Source organism: Acidocella aromatica (assembly GCF_014201825.1).
In the GTDB taxonomy this organism is placed as follows: domain Bacteria; phylum Pseudomonadota; class Alphaproteobacteria; order Acetobacterales; family Acetobacteraceae; genus Acidocella; species Acidocella aromatica.
Genome location: NZ_JACHFJ010000006.1, coordinates 96,228 through 112,902 on the forward strand (window position 1 = coordinate 96,228; position 16,675 = coordinate 112,902).

Annotated in this window: 17 protein-coding genes; 5 read left to right on the forward strand and 12 right to left on the reverse strand. The window is 61.2% G+C overall.

From position 1 onward, the window contains the following. Nucleotides 1-9: 9 nt before the first annotated feature. Nucleotides 10-1,296 (reverse strand): NAD(P)/FAD-dependent oxidoreductase, encoded by a 1,287-nt coding sequence (locus HNP71_RS08205; RefSeq protein ID WP_183266406.1) that lies wholly within the window; start codon nucleotides 1,294-1,296, stop codon nucleotides 10-12. 85 nt (nucleotides 1,297-1,381) lie between these two features. Between HNP71_RS08205 and HNP71_RS08210 the strand changes: the two genes are divergently transcribed. From HNP71_RS08210 to HNP71_RS08230, 5 genes are all read left to right on the forward strand, one after another. Then, a complete protein-coding gene (locus tag HNP71_RS08210; RefSeq protein WP_246344127.1) occupies nucleotides 1,382-1,705 on the forward strand; it encodes an ArsR/SmtB family transcription factor in 324 nt (107 codons plus the stop codon). A gap of 11 nt (nucleotides 1,706-1,716) precedes the next feature. Beyond that, a complete protein-coding gene (locus HNP71_RS08215) occupies nucleotides 1,717-2,049 on the forward strand; it encodes a rhodanese-like domain-containing protein (protein WP_183266408.1) in 333 nt (110 codons plus the stop codon). A gap of 18 nt (nucleotides 2,050-2,067) precedes the next feature. After that, entirely contained in the window at nucleotides 2,068-3,057 is a 990-nt protein-coding gene (locus tag HNP71_RS08220) for an efflux RND transporter periplasmic adaptor subunit (RefSeq protein ID WP_183266409.1), read from the forward strand. After that, nucleotides 3,054-6,278 (forward strand): efflux RND transporter permease subunit, encoded by a 3,225-nt coding sequence (locus HNP71_RS08225; RefSeq protein ID WP_183266410.1) that lies wholly within the window; start codon nucleotides 3,054-3,056, stop codon nucleotides 6,276-6,278. The genes HNP71_RS08220 and HNP71_RS08225 overlap by 4 nt, the downstream gene beginning before the upstream one ends. Nucleotides 6,279-7,000: 722 nt before the next feature. Next, nucleotides 7,001-7,609, forward strand: coding sequence for a flavin reductase family protein (locus tag HNP71_RS08230; RefSeq protein WP_183266411.1), 609 nt, complete (start codon nucleotides 7,001-7,003; stop codon nucleotides 7,607-7,609). Between the two features lie 132 nt (nucleotides 7,610-7,741). Here HNP71_RS08230 and HNP71_RS08235 read toward each other — a convergent pair whose 3' ends face one another. From HNP71_RS08235 to HNP71_RS08285, 11 genes are all read right to left on the reverse strand, one after another. Continuing rightward, the gene (locus HNP71_RS08235; protein WP_183266412.1) at nucleotides 7,742-8,689 is read right to left on the reverse strand and encodes a SphA family protein; all 948 of its coding nucleotides are present in this window, start codon (nucleotides 8,687-8,689) and stop codon (nucleotides 7,742-7,744) included. A 536-nt stretch (nucleotides 8,690-9,225) separates the two neighbouring features. Further along, nucleotides 9,226-9,879: a trimeric intracellular cation channel family protein gene (locus tag HNP71_RS08240; protein WP_183266413.1), complete on the reverse strand. Its 654-nt coding sequence runs from the start codon at nucleotides 9,877-9,879 to the stop codon at nucleotides 9,226-9,228. A 23-nt stretch (nucleotides 9,880-9,902) separates the two neighbouring features. Beyond that, entirely contained in the window at nucleotides 9,903-11,177 is a 1,275-nt protein-coding gene (locus tag HNP71_RS08245; protein WP_221246696.1) for an amidohydrolase, read from the reverse strand. A 12-nt stretch (nucleotides 11,178-11,189) separates the two neighbouring features. Further along, nucleotides 11,190-11,399 carry a hypothetical protein gene (locus HNP71_RS08250; RefSeq protein ID WP_183266415.1) on the reverse strand — a complete coding sequence of 70 codons (210 nt, stop codon included), beginning with the start codon at nucleotides 11,397-11,399 and terminating at the stop codon, nucleotides 11,190-11,192. A 563-nt stretch (nucleotides 11,400-11,962) separates the two neighbouring features. After that, a complete protein-coding gene (locus tag HNP71_RS08255; protein WP_221246697.1) occupies nucleotides 11,963-12,190 on the reverse strand; it encodes a type II toxin-antitoxin system TacA family antitoxin in 228 nt (75 codons plus the stop codon). Next, a complete protein-coding gene (locus HNP71_RS08260; protein ID WP_183266416.1) occupies nucleotides 12,165-12,332 on the reverse strand; it encodes a hypothetical protein in 168 nt (55 codons plus the stop codon). Before HNP71_RS08260 ends, HNP71_RS08255 begins: the two co-directional genes overlap by 26 nt. After that, a complete protein-coding gene (locus HNP71_RS08265; RefSeq protein WP_221246698.1) occupies nucleotides 12,332-13,048 on the reverse strand; it encodes a hypothetical protein in 717 nt (238 codons plus the stop codon). The genes HNP71_RS08260 and HNP71_RS08265 overlap by 1 nt, the downstream gene beginning before the upstream one ends. After that, nucleotides 13,045-14,097: an ABC transporter ATP-binding protein gene (locus HNP71_RS08270; RefSeq protein WP_183266418.1), complete on the reverse strand. Its 1,053-nt coding sequence runs from the start codon at nucleotides 14,095-14,097 to the stop codon at nucleotides 13,045-13,047. The genes HNP71_RS08265 and HNP71_RS08270 overlap by 4 nt, the downstream gene beginning before the upstream one ends. Next, nucleotides 14,094-14,723 (reverse strand): ABC transporter permease family protein, encoded by a 630-nt coding sequence (locus HNP71_RS08275; RefSeq protein WP_183266419.1) that lies wholly within the window; start codon nucleotides 14,721-14,723, stop codon nucleotides 14,094-14,096. Before HNP71_RS08275 ends, HNP71_RS08270 begins: the two co-directional genes overlap by 4 nt. Continuing rightward, complete coding sequence (locus tag HNP71_RS08280) at nucleotides 14,696-15,646, reverse strand: ABC transporter permease family protein (RefSeq protein ID WP_183266420.1); 951 nt, start codon at nucleotides 15,644-15,646, stop codon at nucleotides 14,696-14,698. The genes HNP71_RS08275 and HNP71_RS08280 overlap by 28 nt, the downstream gene beginning before the upstream one ends. Continuing rightward, complete coding sequence (locus tag HNP71_RS08285; RefSeq protein WP_183266421.1) at nucleotides 15,643-16,659, reverse strand: ABC transporter substrate-binding protein; 1,017 nt, start codon at nucleotides 16,657-16,659, stop codon at nucleotides 15,643-15,645. The genes HNP71_RS08280 and HNP71_RS08285 overlap by 4 nt, the downstream gene beginning before the upstream one ends. Between the last annotated feature and the right edge of the window lie 16 nt (nucleotides 16,660-16,675).

A 16,675-nucleotide genomic window follows, 5' to 3' on the forward strand; every position in this document is an offset into this window, starting at 1 on the left:
ACCATTTGTTTACGGCGTGCCGCTCTCATCCTCGAACTTATGAATATGAAGTTGATTCAGAAGATAGCGCTCATAGAACGGCTCGCTCTTGCCGACCCTGATCTTGTGCAGGAAGTATTTCTCGAACCCGACCTTCGCCATATGCACCCATTTGCCGCGCGCCGCCCAGTTGGCGTTGCGCGGCGGAATCTGCGGCTGCGCCACGAAAACAACACCGCCATCGCCAAAATCGGCCAAGCATACGGCATTCCAGCTCGGCTTGGTATGAACCTCGTCACCGCGCAGCAGCGCGCCGATATTGCGCACCGTCGCCGTTACCATGGATTCGATCATGAAGCCGGTTTTGGGCACACCAACCGGCACGGGCGTTTTGCCCGTGGGCGGAATGGCGACGCAAACGCCGATTGAGAACACGTTGGGGAATTTCGGGTTACGCTGGTACGCATCGGCCTGGATGAAACCGCGCGGATTGGTCAGCCCCTCGATGCCGAACACCGCCTTCACACCACGGAACGCGGGCATCATCATCGAGTAGCTGAACGGCAGCTCATGGGCTGCCTTCAGGCTGGCGTCCTCGTTCAATTCCTCCACCACCATCTTGCCTTCGGTGATCTCCTTCACCCGGGCATTAGTGATCCATTTGATGTGGCGCTCGCGCAGTTCGCTCTCCATCAGGCCCTTGGTGTCGCCCACACCGTCCAGGCCAAGATGCCCGATATACGGTTCCGGGGTCACGAAGGTCATCGGCACCTTGTGGCGGAGTTTTCGTTTTTTCAGTTCCGTATCAAGGATAAAGGCAAACTCATAGGCCGGGCCGAAGCAGGACGCGCCCTGCACCGCGCCGATCACGATCGGCCCCGGATTTTCGCAGAATTTCTCGAAGGAGGCATGGGCCTGCTCGGCATGGCCGGTCTCGCAGATGGATTGGGTAAATGCCTGCGGTCCGAGGCCTGGCACTTCGTCGAAGGCGAGTTCCGGCCCCGTGGCGATGACCAGATAGTCGTAAGCCACTGACCCGCCACCATTGAGCTCCACCCGATTTTCCTCGGGGCTTAGGCGCTTCGCCCCCTCGGTGACGAAGCGGATCTGCTTCTTCTCCATCACCTTGGTCAGGTCCACCTCGATATCCTTGCGCTGGCGCCAACCGATCGCGACCCAAGGATTGGAGGGATAGAACTGATAAGATGGCGCCTTGCCGATGACGGTGATATGATCCTCCGCTCGCAGATGTTCGGACATTTCATACGCCATCAGGGTTCCGCCCAACCCTGCGCCCAGTATCGCAATCTCTGCCATTGGTTCGTTTCCTTGTTATATTTTCGTATTGCAGTTATATTCTAAAATTCGTATATTCGCAATAATGAATATTGATCCAAAAGTCATGCACAATGCCGCCGGCCAGGCGAGTGAACTGCTGAAGTCACTCTCCAATCCACATCGGCTGATGATCCTTTGCCAACTGCTGGAAGGGGAGCGTTCAGTCGGCGAGTTGGCGGCGTTTTTGGATCTGCGCAGCTCCACGGTATCGCAGCATCTGGCGCTGCTGCGGCGGGAAGGGCTAGTTGCCGCCAGGCGCGAGGCCCAGACGATCTATTACGGCATCGTCAGCCCCCCTGCCCGGCGGATTTTGATAACGCTGTTCGAGTTTTTCTGCGTGCCGGATGCACTGTGCGGCGGCGAGGCGGCTCCCACCAACGAGCAATAAAGGAAACGGAAATGCTGTTCTTTACCGGGAAAAAGAAAGATCTGCGCGACTTCACGCCCAAGGAGCTGGAAACAGCTCTGGCCAAGGGCGAGGTGATTCTGGTGGATGTGCGCGAGCACGCCGAGCATCAGGCCGCATGCATCGAGGGCGCGATCTGCCATCCGCTCTCCAGCTTCGACCCCAACACTCTGCCCGAGGGCGATATCGTGCTGCATTGCGGCGTGGGCAAGCGCTCGGCCATGGCGGCGGAGAAATGCGCCAAGGCGGGCGTGAAGATCGCCGGGCATCTGGCGGGTGGCCTTAACGCCTGGGCTCAGGCGGGCCTGCCCGTCAAACGCCGCTAAAACTTCACGGGAGTCGCCATGTCCATCTTGCGCTGGGCCTTTGCCCTGGGCGTGTGCGCCGCTGCGTCGGCGCAGGCGCAGCCAGCCAGCTTTACCGTCGCCACGGCCAGCATCGCCGACCAGAAAGCCGTGTTTGCCACGGTGGAGGCGGCGCATGTTGTCCCGGCGCGGGCACGCATTGGCGGCACCCTTACCTCTTACGAGGTGAAGTATGGCGACAGCGTACAGGCAGGCCAGCGGATCGCCATGATTGCCGACCCGGCCATGATCCAGCAACTTCAGACGCTGGATGCCGGCATCGCCGCCGCCAGGGCGCAACTCGCCCAGGCCAATATCGATTTCGCCCGCGCGCAGAAGCTGATCCTGACGGGCGCTGTATCGCGCGCGGTGTACGACCAGGCGCAGACAGGCGTTTCCGTCGCCACTTCCACGCTGAAGGCGAAGCGAGCGGAACGCGACACGCTGGCGCAGCAGATCAATGAAGGTGCCGTGTACGCCCCGGTGGCGGGGCGTGTGCTGCTTACCCCGCTGACCCAGGGCACGGTGGTGCAGGCGGGTGACAGCGTGGCGAGCATCGCCGAACAGGATTACGTGCTACGGCTCGATGTACCCGAGCATCATATCGATTACCTGCATGTGGGCGATATGGTGCGCGTGGCTGGAGACAAGCCGCTCTTTGCCAAAATCGTGCTGGTCTATCCGCAGGTGGCCAACGGCCGGGTGGAAGCCGACGCCATCGCGCCCGATGTCGGCGATTATTTCGTCGGCCAGCGCATTGAGGTGTGGGTTTATGTTGGCTCACGCCCTGGCGTCGTCGTTCCCGCCAGCTTCATCGATACGCGCTTCGGCCTGGACTATGCCGATCTGCGCGCGCCTGATGGTCATGCCATCGCCGTGCCCGTTCAGCGCGGCATGCCACAACCCACGCCGGAGTTGCCGGACGGCGTGGAAATCCTCTCCGGGCTGAAGACTGGCGATGTCCTGCTGCCGCCGGGCAGCGCACCATGAGCCTTGGCATTTCCGGCGCGCTCACCCAGCGCTTCATCCGCTCGCCGCTCACGCCGCTCTTCCTTATTGCGGCGGTGATCTGCGGGCTGATCGCCCTGGCCACCATCCCGCGCGAGGAAGACCCGCAAATCCACGTCCCGATGGTGGACGTAATGGTGAACACCGACGGGCTGAAAGCCTCGGACGCGGTGGAGCTGGTGACCAAGCCGCTGGAGGTGGTGCTGCGCGGCGTGCCAGGCATTGAGCATATCTACTCCTACACGGTGGATAACCACGTCACCGTCGTGGCGCGCTTCGTCGTCGGCACCAATGAGGACAAGGCGGTTCTGCTGGTCAACGACAAGATCCGCGACAATATGAACCGCATTCCCGTCGGTATCCCCGCGCCGATGATCGTGGGGCGCGGGATCGACGACGTCGCCATCCTCACCTTAACGCTCACCCCCAAGCCCGAGGCCGCCAATCGCTGGGATGCGGGTGCGCTGACCCAGCTGGCCCAGAAACTGCAAGGCGAGCTGATCAAGATCCCCAATGTCGGGATCACCTATATCTCGGGTGAGGACCCGGAACAGATCCGCATCGAGCCCGACCCGGAAAAACTGGCGCTGTATGGCGTAACGCTGCAACAGCTCGTGGCGCGGGTGCAGGAGGCGAATGACGTGTTCTCCGCCGGTGCGCTGCGCGATGCCGGGCGGATGCAGGGCGTGGATGCCGGGCAAACGCTGGACGGCATCCCGGATATCGGGTTGCTGCTCGTCACCACGCGCGACGACCGCCCGGTTTATGTGCGCGACGTGGCGCAGGTGGTGTTCGGCCCCGCGCCGCAGGAGGAACGCGTCTGGGCCTTCAACCGTGACAAAGCAGGCTGGGGCCGCGCCCCCGCCGTCACCCTGGCCGTGGCCAAGATCGCGGGCTCCAACGCTGTGAATGTGGCCAATGCCGTGCTGGCGCAGGTGAAGACGCTGCAAGGCCAGCTGATCCCCGGCGACATCCGCGTGGAGGTGACGCGCGATTACGGCCAGACGGCGACACAGAAAGCCAATGAGCTGCTGTTCCATCTGGCACTCGCCACCATCTCCATCATCCTGCTGATCGGCTTTGCCCTTGGCTGGCGCGAAGCCGCGGTGACGGCGGTGGTGATTCCCTCCACCATCCTGCTTACACTCTTCGGCGCCGAGATGATGGGCTACACCATCAACCGCGTCTCGCTCTTCGCGCTGATCTTCGCCATCGGTATCCTGGTGGATGACGCCATCGTCGTGATTGAGAACATCACCCGCCATTGGGCGATGCAGGATGGCCGCCCGCGCATGCAGGCGGCCATCGAGGCAGTGGCGGAAGTCGGCAACCCCACTATCGTCGCCACGCTCACCGTCATCACCGCGCTGCTGCCGATGCTGTTCGTGAGCGGGCTGATGGGGCCGTATATGTCGCCGATTCCGGCGGTGGCCTCGGTGGCCATGGCGTTCTCGTTTTTCGTCGCCATGATCATCGCGCCCTGGCTGACACTGAAATTCGCCGGCGGCTTCTCCGCCAAGCCGGGACACGATGCGCACGAACACGGCCTGCTGGGGCGGCTGTATCTGCGCGCCGCCATGCCGCTGCTGAAAACCCGAAAGCGGGCCCTGCGTTTTCTGCTGCTGGTCGGCGGCGCCACCATCCTGGCCTGCTCGCTGTTCTATTTCGATCTGGTCAAGGTCAAGCTTCTGCCGTTTGACAACAAGTCAGAGCTGGACGTGGTGTTGGACCTGCCTCCAGGTGCGGCGCTGGAGGATACCGAGCGCACGCTACTCGCGGCCGCGCGCATCGCGGGCCAGATGAAGGAAGTGACCTCAATGCAGGTCTATGCCGGCACCTCGGCGCCATTCGACTTCAACGGCTTGGTCCGCCATTACTATGCGCGCCAGTCGCCCGATCAGGGCGAGTTGCACATCGTGCTGGTCAACAAGGATGACCGCTCGCGCCAGAGCCATGCCATTGCCGTCGCGTTGCGCCAGGCGCTGGACAAGGAGATTCCGCTGCCACCCGGCGGGGTGATCAAGGTGGTCGAGGTGCCACCCGGCCCGCCGGTCTTCGCCTCGCTGCTGGCGGAGATCTACGGCCCGACGCTGGAGATGCGCCGCGCCGAGGCGGAGCGCGTGAAGGCGGTGTTCAAATCCATCCCATTCATTGTGGATGTGGATGACAGCTACCACCTGCCGCCGCCGCGCTTGCAGATCACCGTCAACCAGGACGAGCTGGAATATTTCCGCGTGCAGCAGGCCGATGTGAACCAGACCCTGCGCGATCTCTTTCTGGGTGAGAGCATCGGCTACTCCTATCGCGGCACAGACCGGCCGCCGCTGAACATTACCATCGGTCTTCCCAAGACCGGCCTGACCTGGAACCAGGCCGTGGCCGATACACCGGTGCCCGCCAACACCCTGCCCGGCGCGCGCGGCGTAGTGGAGTTGGGCGAGATCGTCTCGGCGCAAAATACGCAAGGCTCGCCCCTGATCTTCCGCCGCGACGGGCATTTTACCGAGATGGTCACCGCCGAGCTTGCGGGTAAATTCGAAGCGCCGATCTACGGCATGTTCGCCGTGGATTCCGCCATCGAGAAATCCGCCTGGACAGGCCTGCCCAAACCCAAGATCCGCTTCTTCAGCCAGCCAAAGAATGAAGCCAAACCCTCCCTGCTATGGGATGGCGAATGGCAGATCACCTACGTCACCTTCCGCGATATGGGGCTGGCCTTTGGCGTCGCCATTCTGGGCATCTATGTTCTTGTGGTGGCGCAGTTCGGCAGCTTCAAGCTGCCACTGGTGGTGCTCACGCCAATCCCGCTGACGCTGATCGGCATCATGCTCGGCCATTGGCTGCTGGGGGCGGATTTCACCGCCACATCGATGATTGGCTTCATCGCGCTTGCGGGCATAATCGTGCGCAACTCCATCCTGCTGGTGGATTTCATCCGCCACCGCATGAGCCCCGAGCGCCCCCTGCGTGACGTGCTGCTGGAAGCAGGGGCAATCCGCATCAAGCCGATCTTCCTCACCGCGCTCGCCGCCATTATCAGCGCCTCCACCATTCTCTCGGACCCGATCTTCCAAGGGCTGGCAACGGCGCTGTTGTTCGGCCTGATCTCCTCTACATTGCTGACCGTGCTCGTCATCCCGGCGATCTATGTGGTGCTACGCGATGACGGCCGTCCCGCCACTCCATCACATCAGGACGGTTAACCTGCCATAGCACCGGTGTGCATGCGACTTGCCGGAACGCAAACTGTCGAGGCCAGCCGATCCCTCAGCATAGCCATCCGCCACCAAGATCGACAAGGCAATATAAGCCATATATGTGCTTTGCATCGGGCCGTAGAACGGGAGCTCTCAGCAGCCGCAGCAACACAGCTCGGGACATCAGGGCTGGGCTTCTTGTCCAGCCCTGATCGTGAATCACACCCCGGACACATCAAGAAAGCGCTAAAACCATACCTGTAGCGCGTATGCCAACGGGAAGTTTGATAAGCCAACGCAGTTAATTGCGAAGTGATTGGCCTGATTTTTCTGTAACCGTTCTTCGAAAAGCTATCCTGCGCACCATAGACGGCCTGGGTACCCATGACGGCAATTCACGCCCGCCTGGGCCGAGCGGATCGTCAACTGTATTTTCATATATCCCAACTGACAAACATCATGATTGCCATGAAACTTTTATCAGAAGCTGGGAGCCATGATTTTTGACTATCTAGGATCGACATCAGTTGGACAATCTTCATGCCACATAGACGAAAAAGTTGCCACCCTGGCTTTAGCAAGGTGGCACACCAAGCTTCCCCAGCCCGGCAATTGCACCTCTCACGTTAATTCTCAGCACGAATCAACAAAATTGATCCCGCGCAACGCGTCTCTCGCAATGCTCTGATATTAAAACGCTTACGGTCGTTTTCCTTACGGAGAAGCCAATGAAGTCCTTTCCGCTCAATCGGGCTTTTACTTTGCTTGAACCTGGGCCTGTTGTCTTGGTCACGACGCATGACGGGCATCGCGACAACGTGATGACCATCAGCTGGACGATGGTCCTCGATTTCGCGCCCCGTTTCGCGATCACCACCGGTCCGTGGAATTATTCATGGAACGCTCTCGAGAAGACGCGCGAATGCGTCCTCGCGGTTCCACCTGCAGACATGCTCGACACGGTGGTCGGCATAGGTCTGTGTTCCGGCAAGGATACCGACAAGTTCGTTAAATTCGGCCTCACACGGGTGAAAGCCAGCCATGTGGGCGCCCCCCTTATCGGTGATTGTCTGGCGAATATCGAATGCCGTGTGGTCGAGATCATCGACCAGTATGGCATCGTCATCCTTGAAGGGGTTGCTGCCCATATTGATCTGAAACGCAAGGACCGGCGAATTCTTCATGCAATTGGCGATGGCACCTTCACAACCGACGGACAGGTACTGGACCGGCGGAAGATGATGCGTCCCAAACTACCTGATAGTGTCCTGTCCCCAACGAGGGTGCCGGTCTACGGCGTCGGCCAACCTGCCCCACCATCCAGCGGAGGAAGATAGGGCACACGTTGAAGGCAAGATCGCGGTCGTCAGCAGGGAGATTTTTATACCAGCGACGCGAACAATTCTATGATGCCATGCAATGGCTCTACGGTTGGCGTGCGGAGGACCGCCTGAGAACGGCAGCATCGTTTAGAACGCCGTGAGGAAGCGGAAATCGACAAAGTCACCACCCACGTCGTTGTGTACTCCATAACAATGGTTCCAGATCGCGGTGACACTCATACCCCCCGGGAACTCGTAGCCCACAATCGGCCCGACGCTATAGTTGGTGAAGCGGGTTCCCGGCACGGGGGTGCCATTCAAAGTATCGTTGCTGAACTGGTTCTCTTGGCTGGCGCCAACACCCATCGTCCAGCGGCCGATGGTTTTGGTGACGGTATAATCAGCGGAGAACTCCGTGGTGGAGTGATAACTGTTGCCATGGACACCACCGTAATTGTCGTCTGAGCCGATATTGAAGCTGACATGCCCAGCGGCGGACACGTTCCAGCCATTCCATAGCCAGCTGATGCCGAAATCCGGCTGTAAAGTACTGAATGCGTTGCCTGAAGGTGCACCGCCATTCTTCACATTGCCCTTGAAGTAATCGCTCATCGTATTTGTCGCGGTGGGCAGCAGCACGGTCAAGCCAACGCGCGCAAACAGATTATGCGGCAGTGACCAGGACAGCGCACCCGGGATCAGCACGGTGTTGTACAGGCCGAGATTGCCACCGCCGGGCGTCTGCCTCTGGAACGGCGTGAAGGAGGTATAGTCGAACGGCAGGCCGATCGCCATGCCATAGGTGGCACCGAGAACCTTGAAGTTGGGGATGTAGACCAGCACGGGCATCTCGACCAAGACGGTCAGATGCGTGCCGGGAATCCGGTTGCCATTATTGTCAAACTGGCTGTAATCCGCATAGTAGTTGTCAAGTTCTCCATAAAATCCTGGCGGCGCCAATGCGCCCGAGGGAATACCTTCACCAGACCCGCGCAGATACGGATCCCAAAGTTCCTCGGCCTTGGCAGCGGTGAATGTGAACATGGAACCGACTACAGCCAACGCAGCGGCACTCGTTAGAAACTTCACCGACATTTCTGTTCTCTCCCTGTCTTCAGGCGCACGTCTTTATGGAGCGCGCACCTCTTAACGATCCCGTTTTTGAGCACTCCGGCTGTCAGCATCGCAAAGCTGAACAGGAAAGCACAAACCATAAAGGGAATGGCTCTGATGAACGAGACGCAGCCCATCGAGCCTCAAGCGGATGGCGGGCCTATGCGGCCCTGGCTGCTCCAGCCAACGGCTCAAGGCAACTCATCATCCCAACTGATGGAGGAATTATCCTCCAAGGGAGAAATACAATACATCGTCCAGCATACACTGCGTTTCCTTAGTTTCTCTTGTTGTACGAAGAACCGGGATTTTCCTAGAACTCAAAACTCGGATAGAATTGTGAGATTTTCAAATCAAACACTTGCTATATATATTTCAATACCTGCCGGGTATAACAGTCAGTGAATGACTGGACATCGCCCTATATCGGCATCTACCAGAACAAGCTCAAATAAAACCTTCAACAGGACTGCGCGCGCCGCAGTGAGCGACAACTTGTGAGGACTGCCTTGGCTTCTTCAAGTGGCGTTGTTATTCTTCCATGGGGCCACCGGAGCGCGCCAGCCTCGATAAATTGCCATTAGCCTCAAAAAAATGCAGAGCGCAGCTCCAAGCAGCATCGGGACCAGCGGCGGCGAGCCGATAACATGCCCAACGGATACGGCAGCTCCGGCCGCCAGCGCGGCAATCGCATATAGGTCGGCGCGTAGCACGAAGGGAACCTCACCAGCCAGAACGTCGCGTGCCATTCCGCCGCCAATGCCTGTCAGCATGCCCATGATGGCCGCCATTAATGGGTTAATGCCGTAGTCCAGCGCTTTCTGGGCACCAATAACGGCAAACAAGGCAAGACCAACCATGTCGAACAGCAATATCTGGTGCTGTAGCGAGGCAACCCGTGGATACCAGTAGAAGGTCAGCAGCCCGGCGCCAATTGAGATCATGAAGTAGTGCGTATCGGTGATCGCGGCGGGGGGAAGTGCGCTAATCAGAATATCGCGCATCATGCCACCTGCAACCGCCACCACGAAGGACAGAAACAAGACGCCGAACAGGTCAAACTGCTTGCGGACACCAAGCAGACCACCGCTCAGGGCGAATGCTAAGGTTCCCACCCAATCCAGCACCTGGATCAGATTTTTCAGGATTGCACTGTGCACGGTCGGGATCATGGCTGGGGCAATCATGCTTATTGTCAAACCGCGCCGGTGCCGCCGCGGCAAAGCCATGCGCTGGCGGCGGTCAGCATGGCCTCGATCCCGGTGCGCAGTGTTGGGTCAATCACGGGCGCGAAATCCGGTGCATGGTTGGCGGGAAGCTCATCCACTTTGCCCGCCTTAACGGCTTCCTCGTATCTGACCGGGTCTATGCCGCCAATCATCCAAAATACAGACGGCGTATTCCAGGCGGTGCCAAACAAGCCAAAATCCTCACTCGCCGTGGCGGGGGAGATCTCGCTTACACGATCAGCGCCAAAATGCTGTTCGAGCGCGGCCACCACCTTGCGCGTGGCGGCTTCATCGTTGCGGGTCAGGGGAAACTCGCTCAGCACCGAAAATTCGGGGGGCTTTGGCGCGCCGGAAGCCTGCGCCTCCGCTTCCAAAATCCTCTTGACGGCCGCGAGCACGCGCGTGCGCACCTCGGTTTTAAAGGTCCGGACATTCAGGCGCAACAAAGCCCGGTCCGGGATCACATTCTCACTCATGCCGGCCCGCAATGTGCCGACAGTCACCACGGCGGCCTCCGTCATCGCCACCTCGCGCGAAACCACTGTTTGCAGGCGCATCACCGCCGAGGCCGCCATCACCACCGGATCAATGCTCTTTTGCGGCATCGAACCATGGGCGCCGCGGCCGAACATGGTGACCTCCCAGCTATCCCCGGCCGAAAGTATAGTGCCTGTACGCCAGCCGATCTGTCCGGCCGAAAGCGGCATCACATGCTGCCCCAGAGTCACATCCGGCCTGGGGAAGCGCTTGACCATGCCATCTTCGATCATGGCGCGGGCACCCTGCCCAGTCTCTTCGCCTGGCTGGAAGACGGCCATGACCGTGCCGCGCCAAGCCGGCCTGTTCTCGGCCAGGATGCAGGCCACCCCCATCAACCAGGCCACATGCATGTCGTGCCCGCAGGAATGAGCAATCGATGTGGCCTGACCAAAACGGTCGGTTCCAGTTTTATCGCTCGCATACGGCAGGCCGGTACTTTCCTGGATCGGCAGCGCATCCATGTCGGCACGCAGCAGGACGACAGGCCCATCGCCATTGCGCAGCACCCCAACAACGCCCGTACCGCCGACGCCTTCGGTTACCTCATAGCCTTGTTGGCGCAGCCACGCCGCCGCGATGGCCGCCGTGCGATGCTCTTGCATGGAGAGTTCTGGATTGGCGTGCAAATCCTGGTAGATGTGCTCAAGCTGAGCAAGCAGGTCAGCCGATGGCCTGGGTAGAAAGCCGGCTTGTGTCTCCATGGTCATACCCCTTTAAGCCGCCAGGCCGACGGCATGTGCGGCCACCTGTTCACACCTGAATCCCAGCTCCTCTTTCCCAGCCCAGGCCAGAAGCTCCCCGGCGATACGCAAGGCGTCATCCGCCGGGAGCGCGTCGGGATGTTCGATCAGGGCGAGAAGATGCGAGATCCGCGCCCAATGAGCGTGCAAAGGACCGGAACCGTCAGCGCAATGCGGGCACATGATGTTTCTCCTCATTTTTCCTCAGGCCGGTTTTACCTGCGGTTGTTACGCCACGTCAAATACCGTATATCACCAGTCCTTCGATTTTGATGTTAGGTCGCAGTATTTCAATCCCGTCTGCGGTTTGATCGTGCAGCAATACGACGACCGACCAGGAGCCCTGAATTTTGAAGCTGTTCAACCAGGATGAACGACAGCTTTCGGATCACGCCGCGTGAGCTGAACGCCCTGGTTATGAGGCCAAAACCATAAATCGGGGGAGCATTTGCCCTTGACCAGCTCAAGCCCCCAATACCCCCCGCAACAATGGAAGAGCCCCACCAATTCGCTCTCACTTTTAAGGTGCAATTGCCTGCAAGTCTGCCAAGGCTGGCCATGAGCATCATAGATCAAGCGGCAATAGGCCACCCCCGCCCATCCGCGCGGACAACAAATGTACGAGACCCGCCGCAGATCCTGATCTTCAGGGCAAGGTATTTCAACCATCTATCAGGCGTTTCCAGGCCGCATAGGAATGCGGGGCACGTCATTCTGCGCAGTCAGCGGTTCAGATACAGCAAGCTCTACTTTACCTTCCAGGGGAGCGTGCTCTGCATGATCTTGTGCAGGTGTTCATTCGGCTGCGGCGGGGCATCCAACCGCGCGAGAAAGGTGGCATAAGCGTCCGGCGTGGCTCGAATCACGGTCTGGCCGAGCAAGGCATCTTCCGCGGTCGATCGGGCCGCTTCCAGCGCAAAATCGGAGCAACAAGAGCCGCAAAATTTATTAGTGCCGCGCGAGATATGCCGCACCGGCGAGCAGACTGACCGGCAGCGCCAGCCCTGCAGCAAGCTCAGCGGGTGAATGCAGCACCACCACAGCCACCAGAATGGACAGCCCCACGACGCTCAACGTGCGCTGGTCGCCAAACAAGGTCTTGATAAAGCCTCGCATCAAATCACCTTCACATCGCCGATTGCCACCGCATAGAACCGCACAAGCGCCAACCCGCCCGCGCTGTAGAAGATGAACAGCGCAGGCAGCGTGGCGTCTCCCAGCGGCCAATGGTAGCCAAGCGCTTCCAGGACCCAGAAACTGCCAAAGCTCAGCATGGCGGCGCCTACTGTAAACTTGATAACATTCTCCGGCACTCGCGCCAGCGGCTTGCGCAGCAGCACGCCTGCGGCGGCGACCACGCCAAGAGCGAGCAGGGCTGCACCGGCGGCGGCCAGCGTATGGTGCATCTGCACGCCGAGCGCCACCACGATCAGCCATACCTCCAGCCCTTCCAATAGCGTGCCGTTAAAGGCGATGAACCACGCGGCGCGGCGGTCATGAATATCAGACCGGGCCCGTAGCGCGGCGAATTCGGCATCCTCGTCATGGAGCTGTTTCAGCCCAGCCCCGCGCGCTACCGCCTTGCCCAGCCAGCGTACGCCAAACAGCGTGAGCAAAATACCGACGACTAATTGCAGGATATACAGATCATTGATGCGCGTAAGTATGAAACTTCCTGCCCCCGTGAGGACAGCCAGCACCAGTAAGGCGCCCCCCGCCGCCGCTAGCGCCCGGCGCCAGCCGATGGAAAGCGCCACGGCAAGGATAATTGTATAGGCCTCCACCCATTCCACCAAAGCGGCAAGGAACGTGGCGATCAGACTGGCGATCACGGGCAATGGTCTCCGGAAACGTCGAACAGGAAAATCTTGGCGGGGTCGATGCTGATACGTTGCGCCCCCAGCGGCACCGGCGCGGCGGCATACCCGCTCAACGGCTGCGCAAGCCCAGGCACGCGCCAGCGGACCCGGAAACGTCCAGCCTCAAAATTGACCGAGACCACCTCCGCGGCAATCCCCCCTTCCCCGGCGGGACAAATCGCATCGTCGCGCCAGAACAGCCGGGCCTTTTCCGGCGGTGCGCCAGGCAACACGATAACCTCTCCCCCCAACACCAGCGCCGCCTGGCCGCAGCGCGCCATCACCGGCACCGGAATGCCGCCATGCGCGCCGGTAAAGCGGGCGATATAGGGGGAGGCAGGCGCTTCCCACAGCGCCTGAGGCGTGCCCTGCTGGCGGATCGCGCCGTTCTCCAGCACCGCCACCTGGTCGGCCAGCTTCCAGCAATCTTCCGGGTCGTGGCTTACCAGCACGGCGGAAACACCCGTGGCGCGCAGGCTTTCGCGCAATTCTTCGCGCAGGCGCTCGCGGGTTTCCAGGTCCAGGCTGGAGAGCGGTTCATCCAGCAGCAGCAGGCTAGGCCGGGTAGCAAGAGCGCGGGCAATGCCGACGCGCTGCTGCTGGCCGCCTGAAAGCTGTGCCGGGCGACGCCGGGCCACCGCCGCAACGCCGAGCCGGTCCAGCAGGGCCATGGCGGCCTCGTTACGTTTTGGCGTGACGGGGGGCAGCGCGAGCGCCACATTCTCCAGGCAGCTCAGATGCGGCCACAGGGCAAAATCCTGAAACACCATGCCAAGTCCGCGGCGTTCGGCAGGAATGAACACGCGCCCGGCATCGTCCATCACCGTGCCGTTAATTTCGACAATGCCTGCATCAGCGCGGTCGAGCCCGGCGATCATTCGCAGCATGGTGGTTTTACCTGAACCAGACTCCCCCGCGAGCACCAGGAAGTCTCCATCGTTCAAGGCAAGATCAATGCCTCGCAGCACAACCCGTCCGCCCAGGCGGCGGCTGGCGCCAAGAATACGCAGGCTGCGCCTCATACCGCCTTCCCTTCCAGCGAACGCGGCATTCCGCCCAACCGCAGCGCCAGGCACAGCGCGGCTGCGAGCCCTGCCAACACGGCCATGCCCAGCAGCGCGAGCCGCGCCGCTACGTCGTAACGCGCCATCATATCCGCCGAGACGATGGCAACGCCGAGGGGCATCTCTCCTGGCACATAGAGCAGTTCCGAGACCGGCAATTCGAACATCACCGCCGCAGCCACAAGCAGCCAAGCATGGAGGCCGGGGCGGGCCAGCAACGCCGCCTCGATATCAATGAGACGGGTAGAAAGCGGGAGCGCAAAAATCCGCGCGGCCTCATCGAGCTTCATGTCGAGTTGGGCGGTGGCGGTGCCTAGCAGGCGGACAGCCACCGGCAGCGCTCCGGCCGCATAGGCGACGATCAGCAGCAGCGCCGTGCCGTAGAGCGGCAGGACATTGTTGTTGAAGGCGATGACATAGCCGGCGCCTAGAACCAGCCCCGGCACGGCCATATTCGTGGCGAGAAGCCCCTGCATTCCCGCGGCAAACCAGAGCGAACGCCCATGTTGGAGTTTGAGCACGGCGATACCCGTTGCCAGCGCCAATGTGGCGGCGATCACACCGTAACCCAGCGAACGCGGCACTGCGTCCAGGCTGTCAGTATCCGCCCATGTTCCACCCAGCGCGACGGCGACCAGCGCCAGCAGCGGCGCCGCCAGCCCCCCCCCCCCCAGAGCAGCACCGCCCCCGCCGCCAGCCATGCGCGCTCTCCGTTATGGGGCAGATGGCGATCTACGCGCCGTGCCTTTCCGTGCACAAGTGCAGCCTGGTGGCGCCGTTGCACCGCCATCTGCAGAAGCGCGAGCAGCGCGGCGCTGACGATCAGCCACCAGCATAGCTGCGCGGCCCCGGTGAAATCGGTGGGCGTGGTGTTGAGACGCTGGTAGATGGCATAGGTGAGAATCGGGATTTTCGTGGTCACGCCGAGCGTGGCGGGAATACCGAATTCCTGCATCGTCTCGATGGCGGCGACGGTGAAGGCCGCAGCCATGGCCGGAAGTGCAAGGCGCAGGTCCAGAAGCCGCCGCCGCCAAGCGGTGATGCCCAGCACCAGGGCGGCCTCGTGCAGCGTGGCCCCGGCCTCGGCGAAGGTCGCGCGGGCGACAAACACGGCAAAAGGCAAAGCCTTGAGCGCATAGAGAAAAACCAGTCCCATCGGACCGAGGAAGAGCTGGCCGAACACCCCGTTGCGGACCACGGGGTTGGTGAGGATGACCAGCCAGCCCGTGGTGAGCACATAGCCGGGCGTGAGGAAGAGCAGCCACAGCCCGAGGCCCAGCGCCCCGACCGTCCGGCCTGTTCTTGTCTCCAAGGACTGTGCCAGCATCGCCCCCAGCGGTGCCACAATGCTCCCCACCAGCAGCGCGAAACCAGCGGAATTGATGAAGGCCCGCCAGCTATCCACCGTGCTGCCAGCCCCAACCAGTGGCAAGACCAGCAGCCGCGCCAGCGGATAGACGAACAGGAAAGCCAGCAGAGCCAGCACGAAACCGCGCATAAACCTCATGCGCCGGTCATCACCTTGGCGAACCAGGCGTTGATGTCGCTTTCCAGATGCCCCCAAACCGTGGGTTCGAGTGTAACGGTCTTGGCATGAGAAATATCCGGCAAACCGGGCGGTGGCGCTGGGGCATTGATGGTGATGGGCCAGTAATCGCCATCCGTTTCGCCCTGGGCTTGGCGCAACCTCTGGATGTCGGGGCGCATGACGAACGCCATGAAGCGTGCGGCCTCGGCCTGGCGTTTGGCCGACAACCCGGCGGCCTCCACCATCACGTTGGGCAACACGTAGGCGGGGCTCGGGATGGTAACCCGCAAGCCTGGATGATGCGCGGCATAAAAGGCGGCGGCCGAGGACTGCACGATGGCGAGGCTGATCGCCTGCGACTGGAGGGCGGAGAGCGTGGCGTCATTCTTGTCGAATATATGCAGCCCATTGGCCTTGAGTGCCCGCACGAAGCCCTGGCCCTGCGGCCAGCCGCCGGCATTGTCCAGCATCCCGGCCAGCATCGGGTAGCTGGGGCCGGAAATCGAGGGATCGTTCATCCCCACCTGTCCCTTATACGCCGGCGCCAAGAGGTCGTTCCATGTCGCGGGCAGCGCGGGCAGGCGCGCCGGGTCCGAGATGAACACGCCCGCCAGGGTGAAGCCGGTGGGGATGTAAGCGCCATCGGCACTGAGCATGGACTGCCCCACAGCCGTAAGACCGGCTGGCGCGGGCAGGCCGGTCGCCAGCAGATGATCCGCATCCAGCGCGGCGGCGGCGGTCGCGCCGTCGAACCAGGCGAGAGCCCAGTCCGGGTGATTACCCTGCGCCACCATGCGCGCCAGCAGGCTACCGGTGGCTAGGCGCACGACGCGGATCTTGATGCCGGTCTCCTGGGTGAAGGCGTCGGCCACGGCTGGGCCGTAATCGAGCCCCGAATAGAGCACGAGCCCGTGGTCCGCCGATGGCCACAGCAGCACGGCGGCGATGGCGGCAATGATAACGGCAAAGGCACCGGCAATAAGCTTGCGCATGGTCTTTTATCCGTTC

Bases quoted from the DNA above. Each gene is read 5' to 3' on its own strand.
- HNP71_RS08205 (WP_183266406.1), bottom strand. From the start codon at position 1,296: ATGGCAGAGATTGCGATACTGGGCGCAGGGTTGGGCGGAACCCTGATG.
- HNP71_RS08210 (WP_246344127.1), top strand. From the start codon at position 1,382: ATGCACAATGCCGCCGGCCAGGCGAGTGAACTGCTGAAGTCACTCTCC.
- HNP71_RS08215 (WP_183266408.1), top strand. From the start codon at position 1,717: ATGCTGTTCTTTACCGGGAAAAAGAAAGATCTGCGCGACTTCACGCCC.
- HNP71_RS08220 (WP_183266409.1), top strand. From the start codon at position 2,068: ATGTCCATCTTGCGCTGGGCCTTTGCCCTGGGCGTGTGCGCCGCTGCG.
- HNP71_RS08225 (WP_183266410.1), top strand. From the start codon at position 3,054: ATGAGCCTTGGCATTTCCGGCGCGCTCACCCAGCGCTTCATCCGCTCG.
- HNP71_RS08230 (WP_183266411.1), top strand. From the start codon at position 7,001: ATGAAGTCCTTTCCGCTCAATCGGGCTTTTACTTTGCTTGAACCTGGG.
- HNP71_RS08235 (WP_183266412.1), bottom strand. From the start codon at position 8,689: ATGTCGGTGAAGTTTCTAACGAGTGCCGCTGCGTTGGCTGTAGTCGGT.
- HNP71_RS08240 (WP_183266413.1), bottom strand. From the start codon at position 9,879: ATGATCCCGACCGTGCACAGTGCAATCCTGAAAAATCTGATCCAGGTG.
- HNP71_RS08245 (WP_221246696.1), bottom strand. From the start codon at position 11,177: ATGGAGACACAAGCCGGCTTTCTACCCAGGCCATCGGCTGACCTGCTT.
- HNP71_RS08250 (WP_183266415.1), bottom strand. From the start codon at position 11,399: ATGTGCCCGCATTGCGCTGACGGTTCCGGTCCTTTGCACGCTCATTGG.
- HNP71_RS08260 (WP_183266416.1), bottom strand. From the start codon at position 12,332: ATGCGAGGCTTTATCAAGACCTTGTTTGGCGACCAGCGCACGTTGAGC.
- HNP71_RS08270 (WP_183266418.1), bottom strand. From the start codon at position 14,097: ATGAGGCGCAGCCTGCGTATTCTTGGCGCCAGCCGCCGCCTGGGCGGA.
- HNP71_RS08280 (WP_183266420.1), bottom strand. From the start codon at position 15,646: ATGAGGTTTATGCGCGGTTTCGTGCTGGCTCTGCTGGCTTTCCTGTTC.
- HNP71_RS08285 (WP_183266421.1), bottom strand. From the start codon at position 16,659: ATGCGCAAGCTTATTGCCGGTGCCTTTGCCGTTATCATTGCCGCCATC.